Annotated in this window: 19 protein-coding genes and 1 tRNA gene; 7 read left to right on the top strand and 13 right to left on the bottom strand. The window is 59.1% G+C overall.

Going from position 1 to position 17,675, the window contains the following annotated elements; genetic code table 11:
• The first annotated feature begins 63 nt into the window (after positions 1–63).
• From DY251_RS00100 to DY251_RS00085, 4 genes are read left to right on the top strand one after another with little or no spacing between them, the layout of a single operon-like run.
• Positions 64–945, top strand: a complete 882-nt coding sequence (locus DY251_RS00100; protein ID WP_116621824.1) for a branched-chain amino acid ABC transporter permease — start codon at positions 64–66, stop codon at positions 943–945.
• Positions 942–1,919 (top strand): branched-chain amino acid ABC transporter permease, encoded by a 978-nt coding sequence (locus tag DY251_RS00095; RefSeq protein WP_116621823.1) that lies wholly within the window; start codon positions 942–944, stop codon positions 1,917–1,919. The genes DY251_RS00100 and DY251_RS00095 overlap by 4 nt, the downstream gene beginning before the upstream one ends.
• Positions 1,916–2,644, top strand: a complete 729-nt coding sequence (locus DY251_RS00090) for an ABC transporter ATP-binding protein (protein ID WP_116622247.1) — start codon at positions 1,916–1,918, stop codon at positions 2,642–2,644. Before DY251_RS00095 ends, DY251_RS00090 begins: the two co-directional genes overlap by 4 nt.
• On the top strand, positions 2,637–3,344 hold the full coding sequence (locus DY251_RS00085) for an ABC transporter ATP-binding protein (protein ID WP_116621822.1): 708 nt from the start codon (positions 2,637–2,639) through the stop codon (positions 3,342–3,344). The genes DY251_RS00090 and DY251_RS00085 overlap by 8 nt, the downstream gene beginning before the upstream one ends.
• Positions 3,345–3,354: 10 nt before the next feature.
• Here the strand turns inward: DY251_RS00085 and gndA are convergent, their stop codons facing one another.
• From gndA to aroA, 3 genes are all read right to left on the bottom strand, one after another.
• Positions 3,355–4,770 (bottom strand): NADP-dependent phosphogluconate dehydrogenase, encoded by a 1,416-nt coding sequence (gene gndA, locus DY251_RS00080; protein WP_116621821.1) that lies wholly within the window; start codon positions 4,768–4,770, stop codon positions 3,355–3,357.
• A gap of 101 nt (positions 4,771–4,871) precedes the next feature.
• Positions 4,872–5,306: a Fur family transcriptional regulator gene (locus DY251_RS00075; RefSeq protein ID WP_116621820.1), complete on the bottom strand. Its 435-nt coding sequence runs from the start codon at positions 5,304–5,306 to the stop codon at positions 4,872–4,874.
• Between the two features lie 63 nt (positions 5,307–5,369).
• Complete coding sequence (gene aroA, locus DY251_RS00070) at positions 5,370–6,710, bottom strand: 3-phosphoshikimate 1-carboxyvinyltransferase (RefSeq protein ID WP_116621819.1); 1,341 nt, start codon at positions 6,708–6,710, stop codon at positions 5,370–5,372.
• A 191-nt stretch (positions 6,711–6,901) separates the two neighbouring features.
• Between aroA and DY251_RS00065 the strand changes: the two genes are divergently transcribed.
• Together DY251_RS00065 and DY251_RS00060 are read left to right on the top strand one after the other, a co-directional pair.
• Positions 6,902–7,291, top strand: a complete 390-nt coding sequence (locus DY251_RS00065; protein WP_116621818.1) for a TIGR02300 family protein — start codon at positions 6,902–6,904, stop codon at positions 7,289–7,291.
• A 93-nt stretch (positions 7,292–7,384) separates the two neighbouring features.
• Positions 7,385–7,460, top strand: a tRNA-Ala gene (locus DY251_RS00060).
• Positions 7,461–7,536: 76 nt separating this feature from the next.
• Here the strand turns inward: DY251_RS00060 and DY251_RS00055 are convergent.
• The 7 genes from DY251_RS00055 to DY251_RS00025 form a co-directional block, all read right to left on the bottom strand.
• Complete coding sequence (locus DY251_RS00055; RefSeq protein ID WP_116621817.1) at positions 7,537–8,523, bottom strand: YihY/virulence factor BrkB family protein; 987 nt, start codon at positions 8,521–8,523, stop codon at positions 7,537–7,539.
• Positions 8,524–8,719: 196 nt separating this feature from the next.
• Entirely contained in the window at positions 8,720–9,496 is a 777-nt protein-coding gene (locus tag DY251_RS00050; protein WP_116621816.1) for an amino acid ABC transporter ATP-binding protein, read from the bottom strand.
• A 1-nt stretch (position 9,497) separates the two neighbouring features.
• Positions 9,498–10,160, bottom strand: a complete 663-nt coding sequence (locus DY251_RS00045; RefSeq protein WP_116621815.1) for an amino acid ABC transporter permease — start codon at positions 10,158–10,160, stop codon at positions 9,498–9,500.
• Positions 10,160–10,807, bottom strand: a complete 648-nt coding sequence (locus DY251_RS00040; RefSeq protein WP_116621814.1) for an amino acid ABC transporter permease — start codon at positions 10,805–10,807, stop codon at positions 10,160–10,162. The genes DY251_RS00045 and DY251_RS00040 overlap by 1 nt, the downstream gene beginning before the upstream one ends.
• A gap of 58 nt (positions 10,808–10,865) precedes the next feature.
• On the bottom strand, positions 10,866–11,684 hold the full coding sequence (locus DY251_RS00035) for a transporter substrate-binding domain-containing protein (RefSeq protein ID WP_116621813.1): 819 nt from the start codon (positions 11,682–11,684) through the stop codon (positions 10,866–10,868).
• 201 nt (positions 11,685–11,885) lie between these two features.
• On the bottom strand, positions 11,886–13,049 hold the full coding sequence (locus tag DY251_RS00030) for an acyl-CoA dehydrogenase family protein (protein WP_199498745.1): 1,164 nt from the start codon (positions 13,047–13,049) through the stop codon (positions 11,886–11,888).
• Positions 13,046–14,212 carry a CaiB/BaiF CoA transferase family protein gene (locus tag DY251_RS00025; protein ID WP_116622245.1) on the bottom strand — a complete coding sequence of 389 codons (1,167 nt, stop codon included), beginning with the start codon at positions 14,210–14,212 and terminating at the stop codon, positions 13,046–13,048. Before DY251_RS00025 ends, DY251_RS00030 begins: the two co-directional genes overlap by 4 nt.
• Before the next feature lie 131 nt (positions 14,213–14,343).
• On the opposite strand from DY251_RS00025, the gene DY251_RS00020 reads away from it, so the two are divergent.
• Positions 14,344–15,078, top strand: a complete 735-nt coding sequence (locus DY251_RS00020; RefSeq protein ID WP_245415795.1) for a histidine utilization transcriptional repressor HutC — start codon at positions 14,344–14,346, stop codon at positions 15,076–15,078.
• A gap of 67 nt (positions 15,079–15,145) precedes the next feature.
• Here DY251_RS00020 and DY251_RS00015 read toward each other — a convergent pair whose 3' ends face one another.
• From DY251_RS00015 to DY251_RS00005, 3 genes are all read right to left on the bottom strand, one after another.
• Entirely contained in the window at positions 15,146–16,582 is a 1,437-nt protein-coding gene (locus DY251_RS00015; protein ID WP_116621811.1) for an aldehyde dehydrogenase, read from the bottom strand.
• A 32-nt stretch (positions 16,583–16,614) separates the two neighbouring features.
• Positions 16,615–17,298, bottom strand: coding sequence for a GMC family oxidoreductase (locus tag DY251_RS00010; protein WP_116621810.1), 684 nt, complete (start codon positions 17,296–17,298; stop codon positions 16,615–16,617).
• A 97-nt stretch (positions 17,299–17,395) separates the two neighbouring features.
• The coding region (locus DY251_RS00005) for an ATP-binding protein (RefSeq protein WP_158553198.1) at positions 17,396–17,675 on the bottom strand (280 nt) is incomplete at its 5' end.

Here is a 17,675-nt window from a genome sequence, read left to right as displayed (position 1 = left end):
CTTGAGGGGCAGGGGCAGCGGCGCTTCTGCATTGCTCCCCGCCTCGCACGGTACCTGATCCGCATGGGGTTCGGGCCGCATTTGCTGCTGGCAACGCTTGAGGGGTTGGTGACAGCCGCCGTTCTGGCTTTGACGGCCTTGGGCCTTTCACTCGTGTTCGGAGTCATGCGCATCGTTAATGTTGCGCATGGCGAGTTTTTCATGCTCGGCGCAGTGATTGCTTGGGGCGTTGCGTCGATGGTGACGGGCAATCCGGCGCTTGGCTTTGTTGCCGCGCTGGTAGTCAGTCCGCTGGTCGTCGGCGCGGTCGCCTTTCTTTCGGAGCGACTGGTGCTGAGGCGCCTCGACTACAACCCGGAATCGACGATCGTCGCCACAATCGGGCTGCTTTACCTTATCCAACAGGCAGCGCTAACCTTTTATGGTCCCGAAGCGAGGCCAGTGGAGGCGCCGTTCAATCTGCGCATTCAATTCCCGTGGTTTGGCTATTCGGGCTATAAGCTGTTTGTGATCATCGCCGCGATTGTGCTGCTGACAATCGTATGGGTGGTGCTGACGCGCACGCGCATCGGCCTCATCATGCGCGCCACGCAGATCGACCGCGAAATGGCGCGCGCCTTCGCCATACCTGTCGAGCGCGTTTACGCCGGGGTATTTGCGCTCGGCGCGATGCTGGCGGCCATTGCTGCCGTGCTGATCGTGCCGATCCAGCAAGCGCACTATCTGATGGGTCTCGATCCGCTACTGCTGTCGTTTATCGTCGTCATTATCGGTGGGCTTGGTTCGCTGCGCGGCACACTGGTTGCAGCGCTGATAATCGGCGTGTCGGACGGCATCATCGCAATGTTCTTTTCGCCCACACTCGCAAAGATGATCGCCACTGCAGCGGTGGCGCTGGTGCTGGTGTTCCGCCCGCAAGGGTTGTTCGGAACCGCGTCGCGATGAATATCGGCAAGCAGATCATATTGCATATTGCAGTGATCGCGCTTTTGGCGGCGCTGGACTACGTGCTGCCCGCCTACCATCAGGGCGTGTTCTCGCGCATCATGGTGCTGGCCGTGTTCGCGATGGGTTACAATCTGCTGTTTGGCTATACGGGCTTGCTCAGCCTTGGCCATGCGATGTTTTTTGCCGCCGGTCTCTATGGTGCCGGGCTGACGGTCTATCATCTTGGCTGGGCGCTACCCTTGGCCTTTGTGGCGGGCGTTGGCTGTGCGGCTGTTCTGGCGCTGGCAATCGGCCTGCTGGCGCTGCGCACGACTGGTGTGGCGTTCATGATCGTCACAATGATGTTTGCGCAGGTGCTGTATCTCGCAACGCTCTATTTCGGCCAATGGACGCGCGGCGATGAAGGCATAGTGCTGCCGCAGCCGACGCGACTGGTCGAGTTTGCGGGCCTTCACTTCGATTTTTCAAACCCGGTGACGCGCTATTATGCGGCGCTGGTATTATTCGCGGCGGTGCTGCTTATAACGCTTGGCATCGTGCGCTCGCGCTTTGGCCGCGTGCTGATCGCAATTCGTGAGAACGAAGATCGCACGCGGATGCTCGGCTATAATGTGTTCGCCAACAAGCTGGCAGCGGTGGTGATTTCCGGCGCAATTTCCGGGGCCTCGGGCGCGGCCTATGCGCTGTTGTTTGGCTATGTGGGCTCGACCTTTGCGTCGGTGCAATATTCCATCCTGCCGCTGCTATGGGTGTTGCTGGGCGGAGCATCGACAACGCTCGGCCCGCTGCTCGGCACAGTGCTGATGTATTATCTGGTCGATTTTTCCAGCGACGTGCTGGCGCGCGCGGTGCCTGACTGGAACTTCTCATATCTCGGCGTTGTTGGCATTGCGCTGATCGTATTGGTGCTGTTTTTCCCGAAGGGCATTTTCGGCACGATCCGTGCACATTGGGCGAGGTGGCTGCCATGAAGCCGCTGCTGATTGCACGCAATCTTTCGCGTAATTTTGGCGGGTTGAAAGCCGTCGATATGGTGGACTTCTCGGTTAATCCCGGAGAAGTGCGTGCCGTGATCGGGCCAAACGGTGCCGGCAAGACGACACTGGTCAGCCTGCTGTGCGGACGCATCGAGCCAAGTTCCGGCGTGATCGGCTTCAACGGCGAAGATATTACGCGCGTGCCGGCGCATATTCGCGTGCGGATGGGAATTGCCTATACGTTCCAGATAACCAGCATTTTTCCGAACCTCACTGTGTATGACAATGTTGCGCTTGCTGCGCAGCGCACGCTGACTGATGGGCGCTCGCGCAAAGCGCTGGACGCAAGCGTTCGTGATGCGATGCTGCATGTGGGTTTGACGGAGCGCGCCTCGACACCCGCCGCCGCGCTTTCCTATGGCCACCAGCGCCTGCTCGAAATCGCGATGGGCCTGGCGCTGCACCCTCGCCTCTTGATCCTCGACGAACCGACGCAGGGGCTTTCGGATGGCGAGATAAAGGATTTCATCAAGCTGGTGCGCGACATCCGCAAGGAAACGACCGTGCTGCTGATCGAACACAATATGGATGTCGTGATGCGGCTGGCCGACCGTATAACCGTTATGGAAAACGGGCGCATTCTGGCAGAAGGGGCACCGCGCTCCATTCGCGCCAATGCCAAGGTGCAACAAGCCTATCTGGGAACCGCCGATGGCTGATGCGCTGACCGTATCCGGGCTGGATTGCTATTACGATGAAACGCAGGTGCTGTTCGGCTTTGATCTGACGCTCGAAAAGGGCGAAGTGCACTGCCTTTTCGGGCGCAATGGTGCGGGCAAGACGACCGCGCTGAAAGCCATCATGGGACTGTTGCCTGCGCGCACCGGTTCGATCCGGCTAGGCGATAAGGAACTGACGGAGCTTGCACCGGAAGATGTGGCGCGCGCCGGAGTCGCCTATGTGCCGCAAGGTCGGCGGCTGTTCGGCGAACTGACCGTTGCCGAAAATATCGAAATCGGGCTGATGGCGCGCAACAGAGGCAAGGCAACTCGCGAAGCTGTGCTTGATCTTTTTCCGCTCTTGCGGGAGCGATTGAAGCAACGCTCTTCGACGCTCTCCGGCGGTGAACAGCAAATGCTCGCGATGGCGCGCGCGCTGTGCCTCGAACCGGAAGTTCTGTTGCTGGACGAGCCAACGGAAGGCTTGATGCCTTCCATGATCGCCAAAATCCGCGAAACGGTCGCGGCGCTGGGTGCGCGAGGTGTCTCGACCTTGCTCGTAGAGCAGCGCGTCGATGCCGTGCTGCCCGTTGCCAACCGTGTGACCTTCATCGAAAACGGGCGCAATGTCGAAACTGTGCCCGTTGAACGACTTCGCGAAGACCCCGAACTCGCGAAAAAATACGTCGGGGTCGGCTAGGGTCAGGACCCTAGCTGTAATCGCCCCACGGCCCGTGATGCGCGCCTTCTTCGCCGATGCGCTCGAACCCATGTGCGCCGAAGAAATCGCGCTGCGCCTGAATGAGATTGGACGTGCCGCGCGCTTGGCGATAGCCATCGAAATAGGCCAGCGCGGCGGACAGAGCCGGGACAGGCAAGCCAGCTTCAGCGGCAATCGCCACGATGCGGCGCAGTGACGGGTGGGCCTCCTTCATCATTTCAATGAATGCGGGAGCCATGAGCAGATTGGTGACGGGGCCCTTGCTGAATGCTTCCGCAATGGTGCCGAGAAACTGCGAGCGGATGATGCAGCCAGCGCGCCAGATCTTGGAAACCGTAGCCAGCGGAATGTTCCAGCTGAACTCTTTGGAAGCCGCGTCCATGACGGCAAAGCCTTGCGCATAGGCAGCAATTTTGCCGGCAAACAATGCCAGCTCCAGATCGTGGAATAGCTTCGCTTTGTCGCCTTTTATGTTGCCAGTCGCAGGGCCATAGACTTTCTGCGCGGCCTCACGCTCGGTCTTCATGGATGAGATAACGCGAGCGGCAACGGCTGCTTCGATCGCGGTCGCGGGAACGCCAAGCTTTTGGGCCTCAATTGCGGACCATTTGCCAGTGCCTTTTTGCCCGGCGCGGTCAACAATCACATCGACAATGGGCTTACCGGTTTTAGGATCATCGATTTCGAGTACCTTCGCGGTGATTTCGATGAGGTAGGAATTAAGCCTGCCCTCGTTCCACTTTGCAAACACCGGCGCGATTTCTTTTGCGCTCATGCCAAGGCCGTCGCGCAGCACGCCATAGATTTCCGCGATCATCTGCATGTCTGCATATTCAATGCCGTTGTGGATGGTCTTGACGAAATGGCCTGCGCCATCTGGTCCGAGCCAGGCCGCACATGGCTCGCCCTTATACTTTGCGGAAATGGCGGTGATGACGTCTTCAACACGGTGCCAGCTTTCCTCCGTGCCGCCGACCATGATGGAGGGGCCGTGACGAGCGCCCTCTTCGCCGCCAGAAACGCCCATGCCGATAAAGGTGATGCCGGTGCCTTCCAGTTCGGCAAACCGGCGCCGGGTGTCGTTGAAATCCGCATTGCCGGCGTCGATGATAATATCGTTTGGCGACAGGACCTTGCGCAGCATCGCGATCTGATCATCCACGGGCTTGCCAGCGACCACCATCAGGATGATGGGGCGCGGCGGTCGGATCGCGGCGGCAAGTTCTTCTATCGAATGGCAAGGAATGATGCGGTCCGCCAGTGCCCCCGCTTGCGCCTTGAATTCATCGACGCGCGAAACCGTGCGGTTGAACACCGCAATGGTGTGCCCTTTTTCCGCAATATTCAGCGCAAGGTTCGATCCCATCGTTCCAAGGCCGATCAGCCCGATCTCGGCTTGCACCATGTCTCAACTCCTTGTTGTATTTCTCAGAATGGCCGGGTGTGGGGCCTATTGGGGAGCGCGATCTTTTACCCGACAAGCGGCGGCGTCAACAGGAATGACGATCAGCCGGAAGACTTCTTTTTGCGCCCGTAAAGCTCAAGGCGGTGGTGGATGATCTCGTAGCCCAGAGCGCGCGCGATTTCATCCTGTAGTTGTTCGATCCGGTCTGATTTGAACTCGATCACGTCGCCAGTATCGAGGTCTATCAAATGGTCGTGATGGTCGCCGCCAGCCTGCTCGAATCGCGATGGACCGCCCTCGAATGCATGGCGATGTATCGCGCCCATGCTCTCCAGCAGTTTCATCGTGCGATAAACCGTGGAAAGCGATATTGTCTTGTCGATAGCGACTGCACGCTTGAAGATTTCCAGCGCGTCCGGGTGATCGTCACTTTGGGTAAGAATGCCGACAATGACCTTGCGCGGCCGCGTTACACGTACGCCTGCCTTGCGCAAAAGGCGCTCATAATCCGGCTTGCGATTCGACACAGCATTCATGACCGGAATATGCGCCAGTTGACATCCAGTTGCAAATGAATGGCATCTTTGCGCTGGTCAGATCTAGTCGATCTGGGCGCCTAAATCGGCCATCAAGCCCATGAACTCCGGGAAACTCGTCGCAATCATATTACGGTCATCCACCGTGACCGGCTTTTCCGCAGCGAGGCCCATCACCAGAAAGCTCATGGCGATGCGGTGATCGAGATGGGTGGCAACCGTGCCGCCACCAAGACCTTTGCCGCCAGGCTTGCCCCGAACGGAAAGTGTTTCATGGCCCTCGGTGCAATCAACACCATTGACCTCCAGCCCCCGCGCCACAGCAGCGAGGCGGTCCGATTCCTTGACGCGCAACTCTTCAAGCCCTTGCATCAAAGTTTCGCCTTCTGCGAACGACGCAGCGACAGCGAGTACGGGATATTCATCGATCATCGACGGTGCGCGTTCAGGCGGTACGGTCACGCCTTTCAGATCCGACGCGCGCACACGCAAATCGGCTACGTCTTCGCCGCCTGCGCTGCGCTGATTCACGAGTTCGATCTGCGCGCCCATTTCCTGAAGTGTCAGGATAAGCCCCGTGCGTGTCGGGTTCATCAGAACGTTTTCAATCAGAATGTCGGACCCCGGAACGATGAGTGCCGCGACCAGCGGGAAGGCCGCCGAGGAAGGATCTCCCGGCACCGCGATGATTTGGCCCGTCAGCTTGCCTTGGCCCTTGATACGAATGTGGCGCACGCCATGCGAATCGGTGTCGACTTCAAGTTCCGCACCGAAGCCTTTCAGCATTTTTTCGGTGTGGTCGCGTGTCATGACCGGCTCGATCACTGTTGTAACACCCGGCGTATTAAGACCAGCCAGCAGCACAGCCGATTTGACCTGCGCCGAAGCCATCGGCACGCGATATTCGATAGGTGCAGCGTGCTTGGGTCCATGCAGGGTGAGCGGCATGCGGTCGCCCGAAGCCGATTCCAGCACCTGCACGCCCATCAATCGCAAAGGATCGAGCACGCGGCCCATAGGGCGCTTCGAGAGGGAAGCATCGCCCACGAAGGTCGTGCGCATATCATATGTGCCGACCAGCCCCATTGTGAGGCGCGAACCAGTGCCCGCATTGCCGAAATCAAGCGGCTCCTTCGGTTCCAGCAGGCATCCATTGCCGACGCCCTGAATAACCCATTCACCATCGTTCTTCGTTATCTTTGCGCCCATCGCCTTCATGGCGTCGCCGGTGCGCATTACATCCTCGCCTTCAAGCAGGCCAGTGATCCGCGTTTCGCCGGAAGCAAGGCCGCCAAACATGAAAGAACGATGCGAAATCGATTTGTCACCCGGCACGCGTGCCGTACCGGAAAGCGAAGAAGAGCGCCGCGCGGTCGCGGGTCTGGATTCGGCGTCATGCGCCATTTCAAATATCCTGAAGGTCTGGATGGCGTTGTTTGCGCCGCCTAACTATCACGCTCGTACCGCACCGTCACCACCTGAATGCTGCGCAAAATCCGTTAAAAAATAAGGTTTTTGAGCCAAGTACCAATTGTCTTTGACAGCGCCGCAAATGGTGAGTAAGGGGACCCCCTGTTTTTTCGACGAGGCTTGACGTGGCGAAGGCTGAACTTGGCAGTAAGCGCATCGACCCGGAAACGGGGCGCAAATTCTACGACCTGAACAAAGATCCGATAGTTTCTCCCTACACGGGCAAGAGCTATCCGCGTTCCTATTTCGATGCCGGCAATGAGAAGGTTGTCGAAGAGGAAGAAGAGGTTGAAACCAAGGAACTGGACGGCGAAGAAGAAAGCGCCGAACTGGTTTCACTGGAAGACGCCGACAACGAGGCATCCGGCGGAGATGATCTGCCAGACCTTGATGACGACGAAGATGATGTTGACCTCGGCGACGACGAAGACGACACCTTCCTTGAGGAAGAAGAGGAAGGCGACGACGACGTTTCCGACATTATCGGCGTCGGCGACGAGGACGAAGAAGGATAAGGTCTTTTTTGGCCTTGATCTTGAATTGAGGGCGGTCTAGAAGCCGCCCTCGAACGGTGCCCCCAAGCACCGGCTGCCGAGCTTCTCGGCTGTGGGGCCATAGCTCAGTTGGGAGAGCGCTTGAATGGCATTCAAGAGGTCGTCGGTTCGATTCCGATTGGCTCCACCAAATAAAATTCCTGCGGTCGAGGATCGTAGTGAGCGCTCTCTGGTCGACTCTGGTGATCTTCGGATATCCTACGAGTTCAACGGCGTCTTCCGAGGAAAATCAGCGTTGCCAATGAGCCTGCGGCCGCGATGAATGCGACAGCTGACAGCGAAGCGGTTCGACCCTCAACGTGCATCGGAGCCTGTGGCGCCCGTGCGGAGCTGTCGATATCGCGCAAGTCCCGGCGACTTCCGTATCTAACCGCGACCGCACGCGTGATCTCGGCACCGAACAGGAATATCGCCGAAGAATAGAATACCCAAAGCAGCAGCACGATCAGGCTACCGGCCGCGCCATATGACGATGCTATGGCGCTTGTTCCCAGATACCAGCCAATCAGCGCTTTGCCGACAGTGAATAAAACCGCTGTTACCACAGCGCCGAACCGCACGTCGTGCCAGGCAAGCGAGCGATCCGGCAATATTTTGAAGATTGCACCAAAGAGTAGCGCGACGAGCAGCAACGATACGATGGTGTTCAGGGCAGAAAGCGCTATTTCGCCAAAAGGCAACCGAGAAGACATGAAATCGCCTAGTGCTGAGATTGCTGCACTCGCGGCCAGCGAAACAAGCAACAGAAAGCCGAGCGCAGCCACCAGCCCCAGGCTTGCGACGCGCGCTTTTGCCAATACAAGGAGCGAGGTCTTTTGCGCAGGGACTTTCCAGATCAAGTTCAGTGTAGACTGCATCTCACCGAAAACACCCGAAGCGGCGATGATCAAGGTGATCACGGCAATCGTTGATGCGAAGACACTTTTATTCTGCGAGGCGCTTTCGATGGTCGCCTTCAACAGATCAGCACCATCGGGACCTACCAGCCCCATCAGCTGGGCAGAGATAGCGACTTCCGCCGCATTGCGACCGGCTGCGAAGCCGGCAATGCTAAGGACTATAAGCAATATCGGGGCAAGTGAAGTTGCAGCGTAGAACGCCATTGCGGCGGCGTGGCTCAGCACGCTGTCTTCCACGAAGCCATTAACTGCTGACCGGCACACAGTCCAGATATCGCCTACGGCAAGCTTCATGATCCTCTCCCTGACGTCGCTATTCGAAGGTAAGAAGCGCGGTGACGGGAAGTAGTTCCAGAGCGTTGGTGGAGTTAGGGGGTTCCGCAGCAACGGATCGGCCACGACCACTGATCCACCAAACGCTCTGCCGGGGAAATCCGGCACAAATAGAGATAGCTATGTCAAAGAATTCGGGGTGGCGTGCTGCGACAGGTCAAAAGCTATTGCGCTCATGATAGGTCCGCAGGAAAGCCTGAATTCGCGGATCCTCGGGATGGTTCAGGATACGGCTTGGCGCATCCACACCCACAAGTTCGCCCTTTTCCATGAAGGCCACCTGGTCGGCGACATGAGCGGCAAAGCCCATTTCGTGCGTGACAACGACCATCGTCATGCCCTCGGCGGCGAGCGTCTTCATGACGCTCAGCACCTCGCCCACCAGTTCCGGGTCGAGCGCAGAGGTAGGTTCGTCAAAAAGCATCAGGCGCGGTTCCATAGCGATCGCACGGGCAATCGCGACGCGCTGTTGCTGGCCGCCTGAAAGACGCGAGGGGTGGTTAGCCATCTTGTCGGACAACCCCACCTTTTTCAGCGCGTCGGTCGCGCGAGCCTCTGCCTCGGACTTCGTCAGGCCGCGCACACGTATCAACCCCTCGCACACATTCTGCAGCGCAGTCATGTGCGGCCAAAGGTTGAATTGCTGGAACACCATACCAATGGAGCGGCGCATTTCGCGCAGCCTGCGGCTCGACATCCTGCGGCCACCGGCGCTGACATAGCCGATGAGCTGCCCATCAATGGCGATCTCGCCGGAATCGTATTCCTCGAGAAAGTTGATGCAGCGTAGCAGCGTGGACTTGCCCGAACCGGAAGGCCCGATAAGGCAGCTAACCTTGCCCGGCGGGATCGACAGGCTCACGTCTTTCAACGCCTGAAAGGGCCCGTAGAACTTGTTAACGTTGCGAATCTCGACGGATGACGCTTCGACCATCCTACGTCCTTTCAATCAGATGTTTGGTGACGCGCGTTTCCAGCAGGCGACCGGCGCGCGAAATAACCTCCACGAGCGCCCAGAAGAACAGGGCGAGCACAAAATTGGCTTCAAGATAGCGGAAGGTTTCGGTCGACATTCGCTGCACCGAATACATCAACTCGGGCACGGTGATGATGGAAAGGATCACCGTCTCCTTCGTCAGGATAATAGAGAAGTTGACCAATGCCGGCAGCGCCGAAACCAGGCTGAGTGGCAAAAGGATGCGGCGCACGATAGTCGGTTCCGACATGCCGATGGCGCGGGCCGCTTCCAATTGACCGACTGGCACGGCAAGATAGCCAGCGCGGAATATCTCGGCGAAATAGGGGCTGCCATAGATGCTGAGCCCCAAAAGTCCCGCTGGCAGCGCGTCGAGGCGGAGCCCCAGCAGTGGGCCGCCATAGTAGAGGACAAAGAGTTGCACAAGGAAGGGCGTGCCGCGAATGACCTCGATATAGGCCTGGATTAGCCAACCAAGTGGGCGCGGCCCATAGCGCTGAGCCAGCGAAATGAACAGACCCAGCACCATGCTGAAAATCGTGCCGAGAACCCAGCATAAAATTGTCAGCTTGAAGCCACCAAGCAGAAGCGGCCAGTATTGCAGCAGGATACTCGGGTCCATTACACGGTCGTCCTGTACTCAAGGTAGCGCCCAAGCGCAGCGAAGCAGAGATTGATAATCAGATAGATGCAGGCTGCAGCGATATAGACTTCCAGCGGACGGAAGGTGGTGGCTGCCTGCGCCTGGCTGGCGCGCGTGACCTCCAGAATGCCGACGACCGAGACAAGTGATGACGCCTTGACGAGAAGGATCAGTTCGTTGATCAGCGCCGGCAGCGATATCCGGAACGCCTGCGGCAGGATGATGCGGATCCAGATGTCGCGTGGGTGCATGCCGATGGCCGTCGCCGCTTCGGTTTGGCCTTTCGGCAGCGCGATGATTGCGCCGCGCCATATTTCGGAAACATAAGCGCTGGAACAGATGCCGACCGTCACCACGGCCGCGACCATCGCCGGCACGTTGATGCCGATGACCGGCAAAAGGTAATAGGCGAGCAGAAGCTGGACCAGCAGCGGAACGCCGCGCAGAAAACTGACCCAGAGCGCTGCAAACCAGCGCAGCCAGCGCGAACGCGAAAGCGCTGCCGCGCAGATCAGCGCGCCGACCACCAGTCCCAGCGCGATGCCCAGGACGGAAATCAGCAACGTGAAGCGCGCTGCCCAGAAGAGCGGCTCGAAACTGCTCAAGAAAACGGGGATCGAAAACATCGATTTTCCAGTCGCCGTAGGCATTGCGGGCAGGATCGCTCCTGCCCGCAGCCGGTTGTTACTTGGTTGGTACTTCGCGCGGCAGCTCGGTGTAAGCCCCCAGCCATTTTTCCTGGATGGCCTTGACGCGGCCGTCGTCAGTCATCTTCAGCATGGCGTCGTTGATGGCCTTGACGAAGCTTTCGGTGTCGGCGTCCTTACGTGCCACCCAGGCGAAATAGGTCGGCTGGCCGAACGTCGCCTTGTCGAACATGGCGAACGTCTCGGGGCGGCTCTTGACCAGATAGGTGAGGTTTGGCAGCGAGCCAGCGACGGCGTCGAGACGGCCGGCGGCGAGATCGGCATAGGCCTCGTCGGTGGTGCCGTATTCCTTGACGCTTACTCCGCCAAGCTTTTCGCCGAACGCCTGAAGCTGCTTGAACTGCGCCGTGCCCTGCTGGACGCCGACGGTTTTGCCCTTGATGTCTTCCGGAGCCTTCATCTCGGTGTTGGAGGCGGCGCGGACGAGCGCTACGGTTGCGTCGGCAATCGGCAGGGTGAAGGAATAGCGCTCAAGGCGCTCCGGCGTAATGGTGACCGGCGCGATCACGATATCGAACTTCTTCACTTCGAGGCCAGGCAACTCGGCGGTCCAGGGAATATCCTGGTAGACCGGCTCGGCGCCAATCTCCTTCGCTACCTGGTCGAACAGATCCTTCGTCATGCCTTCATAGGTGCCGTTGTTGAGCATGTCGAACGGCGCATAGTGCATGTCGGTGGCCGTTTCGATCTTGCCTTTAGCCTTGATGTCGGCAAGCTGGTCGGCCATGGCTGGCACGGTGAGACCCAGCACGGCAAGGCCGAGCAGGGCTGATTTCAATGCTTTGGAAAATGTCATCGTCGTTCTCCTTTAATGGACGAGTGAACTTTCTGCTGGACAAGTGAAAAATCGAAATTTCATCGTGCGCCGGCACTCCCCCGGCAGCGCTTGATCGGATCAGAGAATAGGCGCTTTCGTCCGCGGCTCCAGTGATGATCTGGCCCGTTAGAAAAAATGTCGCGGATGTGCTCGACCGAACTGTTCATCTACCGCCTCCTGTTAGGCCAGCATGTTACCTGCGATGATTATGCGCTGTATTTCGCTTGAACCCTCGTAGATGCGCATGATGCGTAGGTCACGGACAATCCGTTCGACAGGGAAATCGCGAGTATAGCCGTAGCCGCCATGCAATTGCAGGGCTGTATCGGCAATTTTACCTGCGGCTTCGGATGCGCCGAGCTTGGCCATGGACGAGGCGAGCGAAAAGCGTCCACCATGAGAGTGCACCAGATCACGCTGGCGCGCGGCTTCCTGCGACAGCAGCAGTGCAGAACGCCAGGCCAGCCCCATGTCGGCGATCATCCAGCGGATGCCTTGGCGATCCGACAGCGCTGTGCCGCCGATGACGCGCTCCTTCGCATAGGCTATCGCAGCATTCATGGCAGCGCTCGCCAGCCCGAGACATTGGGCTGCAACCTCGACGCGGCCATTGTCGAGCACCTGCATGGCCGTGCGGAAGCCCTTGCCTTCCTCGCCCAGAAGCGCGCTTTCGGGAAGCTCGCAATCGAGGTTCAAGGTGAAGACATGGCCGCCCTTCAGGCCCATGGTCTTTTCAGCCGAGCCGGCCTCGAAGCCGGGCGTGCCCTTCGGCAGGAGGAACGCCGAGATGCCGCGATGCGCCTTATCCGGATCGGTCACCGCATAGACCACGATGAGGTCGGCGACACCGCCGTTGGAGATGAAGCATTTCGTGCCTTGGAGATGCCAACCCGCGCTGGTGCGCCGCGCCCGCGTCTTCATGTCGGCGGGATCGGAGCCGGCGGTGGGCTCGGTCAGGGCGAAGGCGGCAAGCATTTCGCCGGTGGCTGCCTTGGGCAACCATTCTTCCTTCTGCGCTTCGGTGCCGCCGATCAGAATGGAATCGGTCGCCAGATAATGCGCCGTCATGGCCGAGGCGGTCGAGCCGCAGGCGCCGGCAACGATGGCGACAGCACGCAACAGCGCGGGTGCAGAAATACCGCCGCCGCCATAGGTTTCAGGCAGGTTGGCGCCCATCATGCCAGCTTCGCCAAGCGTTGCGAGTTGTTGATGCACGAAGCGCGACGTTTCGTCGGTCTCGGCTGCCAGTGGCGCGATCTTGTCTGCGCACAGCCGCTCCAGCACGTCGCAGAACAGGCGTTCTTCTTCGGAAAGCATATGCCAGGGGTCGTCGATCTCAGTCATGCCCGACCTTCCAATTCGAATTCCTCCAGCCCGAATTCTTTCAGCACGGCCGCTATGTCACCGCCGAGTTGAGGCGCTGCCGTTTCGGCTAACGGTTTGACGCCATCGAAACGCACCGGTTGGCCGACGACAGGCGCCTGACCCAGCACAGGATGCGGGAGACTGCCGACCAGACCGCGCATGGCGGCGTGCTCATTGCCGGCGGCTTGCGCGATATCCCAGATCGGTGCGGTCGGAAGCCCCTGCGTAGCCAGCGTCGCGACGGCCTGTTCTGTGGTCAGGTTGATGGACCATGCCTCGATCAGCGCCCTGAGTGCCGGCTCGTGCTCGGTGCGGCTGCTGTCTGAGGCAAAGCGCGGGTCGTTTGTGATCTCCGGCTTGCCTATGAGGGCTGCGAGACGCTCGAACTGCCCACCGTTCAGCACCGCAATCACGACCTGGCCGTTGCTGGTTTTGAAACAACCGAAGGGGGTGGAAAGCGGGTGGCGGTTTCCGACGCGGCCGGGCAGCACGCCCCCATAAAAGTGCTGGGCGTGGCTGGTGGTGAGCATCGAAAAAAGCGCATCGTACATGGCGATGTCGAGTGCCGCGCCTCGTCCAGTAACGTTGCGCTGCAAAAGTGCTGCCATGATCGACCAGCTCGCGAACAGGCCCGCAATAAGGTCGGCAATGCTTTCGCCCGCTTTCAGCGGCGCGCCGCCTTCTTCCCCGGTCGCGGCCATCAGACCCGACATCGCCTGCACCACAAGGTCGTAGGCAGGCAGATCCTTGAATGGGCCTTCTTGCCCGAAGCCAGAGATGGAGCAGTAAACCAGTCGCGGATTGGCCTCGCGCAACGCCTCAGCGCCTAGACCGAGCCTGGCTGCGACGCCGGGACGGAAATTTTCCACCACCACATCGACACGCGTGGCGAGTGCCTGCGCCAGTTCAAGGTCCGCCTGCGTTTTGAGGTCGAGCACGATGCTCTTCTTGCCGCGATTGTTCAGGGTGAACAACGCGCTCTCGCCGTTCTTGAAAGGACCAATATGACGATAGTCGTCGCCAGCCGGCGGCTCCAGCTTGATGATTTCGGCGCCAAGATCGGCGAGCAAAGCCGTGCAATACGGCCCCGCCAGGACGCGCGATAGGTCTAGGACCTTTATACCTGTAAGCGGACCACTCACTGGCACTCCTCCCAGCGGCTCATGGGTTTAAGTCTAAATATATCTGCTTCTCTATGTCTATACATATATCCCGACTCTGGCTACACTTGTGTTCGCTGACTATGCGAAGGGCGCTACCGAAGGAGATCGTATTGGCAACCGGGCCGACACAATCGAAGGCGCAGAATATAGCCAAAGAGGTCCGCCGTCGTATCGTCGAGGGCGAATGGCGCCAAGGCGTCCGCATTCCAGATGAGGCCGATCTCGCCGTCGAATTCGATGCGGCCCGTTCGACGGTCAACAAGGCACTGCAACTGCTGGCAGATGATGGGTTGCTGGATCGCCGCCGCCGGGCCGGCACGCGCGTTGCGGTTGACCCGGTTCGCAAGGCGACCTTCACGATCTCCATCGTGCGCGAACAGGTTGAGCATGCCGGCCTGGCCTACAGCCATCGGGTTGTGGCGCAGCGCGAAAGCCCCGTGCCCGACGATATCGCCACGCGAATCGGCCTCGCGAAAGGCGAGGTCATGGTCCACATGCGCGCCGTGCACTATGCCGACGGTCGCCCCTTCCAACTGGAGGACCGCTGGATCAACCCGCGCGCTGCGCCGGGTCTGGCCGGAGTCGACTTCCGGCAACTGAACGCCAATGAATGGCTGGTGCGAAACGCACCCTACCTGCACGCAGAGTTGGCGTTTTCAGCGGAGAACGCGGACAGCCGCGACGCCCGGCTGCTCGAGACGCGGCCGGGTCAGGCATTGCTGATCCTCTATCGCACAACCTGGAACGATCTTGGACCGATCACTACCGTTCGAGTGGCGTTTCAACCCGGCCATATCGTTGGCACCGAGGGTAATTTCTGGCCCGGTCAGTACACCGGCGGGTGACAGCGGCTTGCGCAGAAGGCCGCGCCAGCGTCGCCAACATGGCTGCTTAGACAGACCGCAGATGGTTTCAAAGAGCGACGGCTTTGTGCTCGATGTAATGATTAATGGCCTCCGGTCCGAACTCTCGCCCGATGCCGCTCTGCTTGAAACCACCGAAGGGCGACAGCAGATCTGGCGCAGCATTGTTGATCGTCAGTCCGCCGGTGCGGATACGACGCGCGATTGCCAAGCCTTTTTCGGAATCACTCGTCCAGACCGAACCTGACAAGCCATACGAGGAATCATTGGCAATACGCACCGCATCTTCGATGCTGTCATAGGGTATGACACAAACGACCGGTCCGAATATCTCTTCCTGCGCTATGCGCGATTTGTTGTCCACATTAGCGAAAACGGTGGGCTTCACGAATGCGCCGTGGTTGATACCCTCCGGCATACCGAGGCCGCCAATTGCAAGGTCCGCACTGCTTTCCAGCCCGTAACCGATATAATCGCTGACGCGCTGGCGCTGGCGCTCCGCAACAAGCGGGCCGAGAAAGGTTTCCGGGTCCGCCGGGTCGCCGATCTTCATTCGCTGAACATTATCCACGAGTTCATCGACAAAGGCGTCATGGCGCTTGCGCGACACCAGAACGCGCGTCTGCGCGACACAAACCTGCCCGTTGTTTGGAAAGGACCTGTACCGCAGTGCCTCAACGGTTTGGCCGATATCTGCGTCGTCAAGAACAATAGCGGCGGACTTTCCACCCAACTCAAGGCTGACGCGCTTCAACTGCGCGCCGGCAAGGCTGGCGATCCGGCTACCGGCTGCTGTCGATCCAGTGAAACCAATCTTGTCCACGCCACGATGGGTGACGAGATATTCGCTCACGTCCCGGTGCGCTACCAAAATGCTCAGCACGCCTTCCGGCAGGCCGGCTTCAGTGAAGAGTTCACCCAGATACTGACCATCTATGGCGGTTTCAGGTGCGAGTTTCAGGATCACCGTACAGCCTGCCAGCAATGCTGGAAACAGTTTGGCCAACGCCACCTGATGTGGCGCATTCCAGGGAATAATGGCAGCAACCACGCCGACAGGTTCGCGAAGCCACAAAGAGTTTCCTTGCGGATAGCCGGCGCGCTTAACTTCCCATGGATATTCTTCAGCTGCGATGAGATAGGCCTGCCCTTGATCCCGAATAAGATTCTGGACCGCTGCCGCGAACCATGCGGGCGCGCCCATTTCCGCCGTAACCAGCCCGGCAAACTCGCTTGAGCGGGCTGCATAGAGTTCTGTAAACTTTCTGATGACGGCAATGCGGTCAGCTACTGAAGTACGCGGCCATGCTCCTTCGTCGAAAGCTTTACGAGCAGTCTCTACAGCCAAGTCGATGTCAGCATTCGAAGCGAGTGGAGCAACACCGACCATACTTCCATCATAGGGCGACCGGACCTCGATGAACTCGGTTCCAAGTGGTTCGACCCGTTTGCCGCCGATAAAGTTCTGCGTGAAATGCCGAGTCATGTCTGTTCGGCTCCCTTCCCGGTTGGCCTGATTCAAGGATGGATGAGGTCTGCGGCACGCTCACCGATCATGATGGTGGTGGCATTGGTGTTTCCGGCAATGTGACGCGGGAAAATCGAGGCGTCGGCAACCCACAAGCCTTCCGTGCCCCGAACTCGGAGTTCAGGTGTCACGACCGCGTTTTCATCGATACCCATGCGGCAGGTTCCTACAGGATGCAGGAACGGAACCGTCGCGCCGCGCACATAGTCCTCGTCTGCGGCTCGGCCAGCATCCTTTGATGGCACGTCGATCAATTTGCGCACATGGTTGCCGAAGGGTGGTGTTTCCGCAAGGCGGCGTATCCAATCCAGTCCGCGCAGTACACAGGCCAGATCGTCGGGATGGTCCAGCAGACGCGGATAAATGGCAACCGGCTGGCGCGGATCGCTTGATCGTAGCTCCAGATGGCCAGTGCTTTTGGGATAGTTCACATTGGCCAAGAGCGTGACCAGATTGCGCGTTGGCACTTGCAGGCGGCCGTTTTCGCTGAAGTAGCCGAAGGGGAACAGGTGAAATTGAAGGTCGGGCGCTTGCTGTTCGGGCGTCGATTTGATGAAGGCGATAACCTGCGCCGTCGGCACGCTCAAAACGCCATTGCGCGAAATTGCCCATTCTGCAACCGCGCGTGCTTTACCGAGCAGGCTCGCATAGGCGTTGCCCGTCGCGACATCCATTTCTGCGCGCACATAAAGACCCGGGTGTTGATTTCCACTCAGAAGTGAGCCGGGTTTTCCATCGAGAAGTGAGCCACCTCTGATTATGGATTTCGAGTCATGCTGGGGTCAATACGGTGTTTGTCTCCTTCTTTTTTCGGGCTGCTGCTGAGCTTGCCTTGAAGCGAAAGCTGTCGTTTCCGGTTTCAAGGATGTGGCAACGGTGCGTTAGGCGGTCGAGCAGCGCCGTGGTCATCTTGGCATCGCCGAAGACCGTGGCCCATTCGCTAAAGCTGAGGTTTGTGGTGATCACTACGCTGGTGCGCTCGTAGAGCTTGCTCAGCAGGTGGAATAGCAAGGCACCACCCGAGGCGCTGAACGGCAGATAGCCCAGTTCA

The organism is Mesorhizobium denitrificans, assembly GCF_003403035.1.
Classification (GTDB): domain Bacteria; phylum Pseudomonadota; class Alphaproteobacteria; order Rhizobiales; family Rhizobiaceae; genus Mesorhizobium_G; species Mesorhizobium_G denitrificans.
This window is presented reverse-complemented; position numbering and strand designations above follow the sequence as displayed.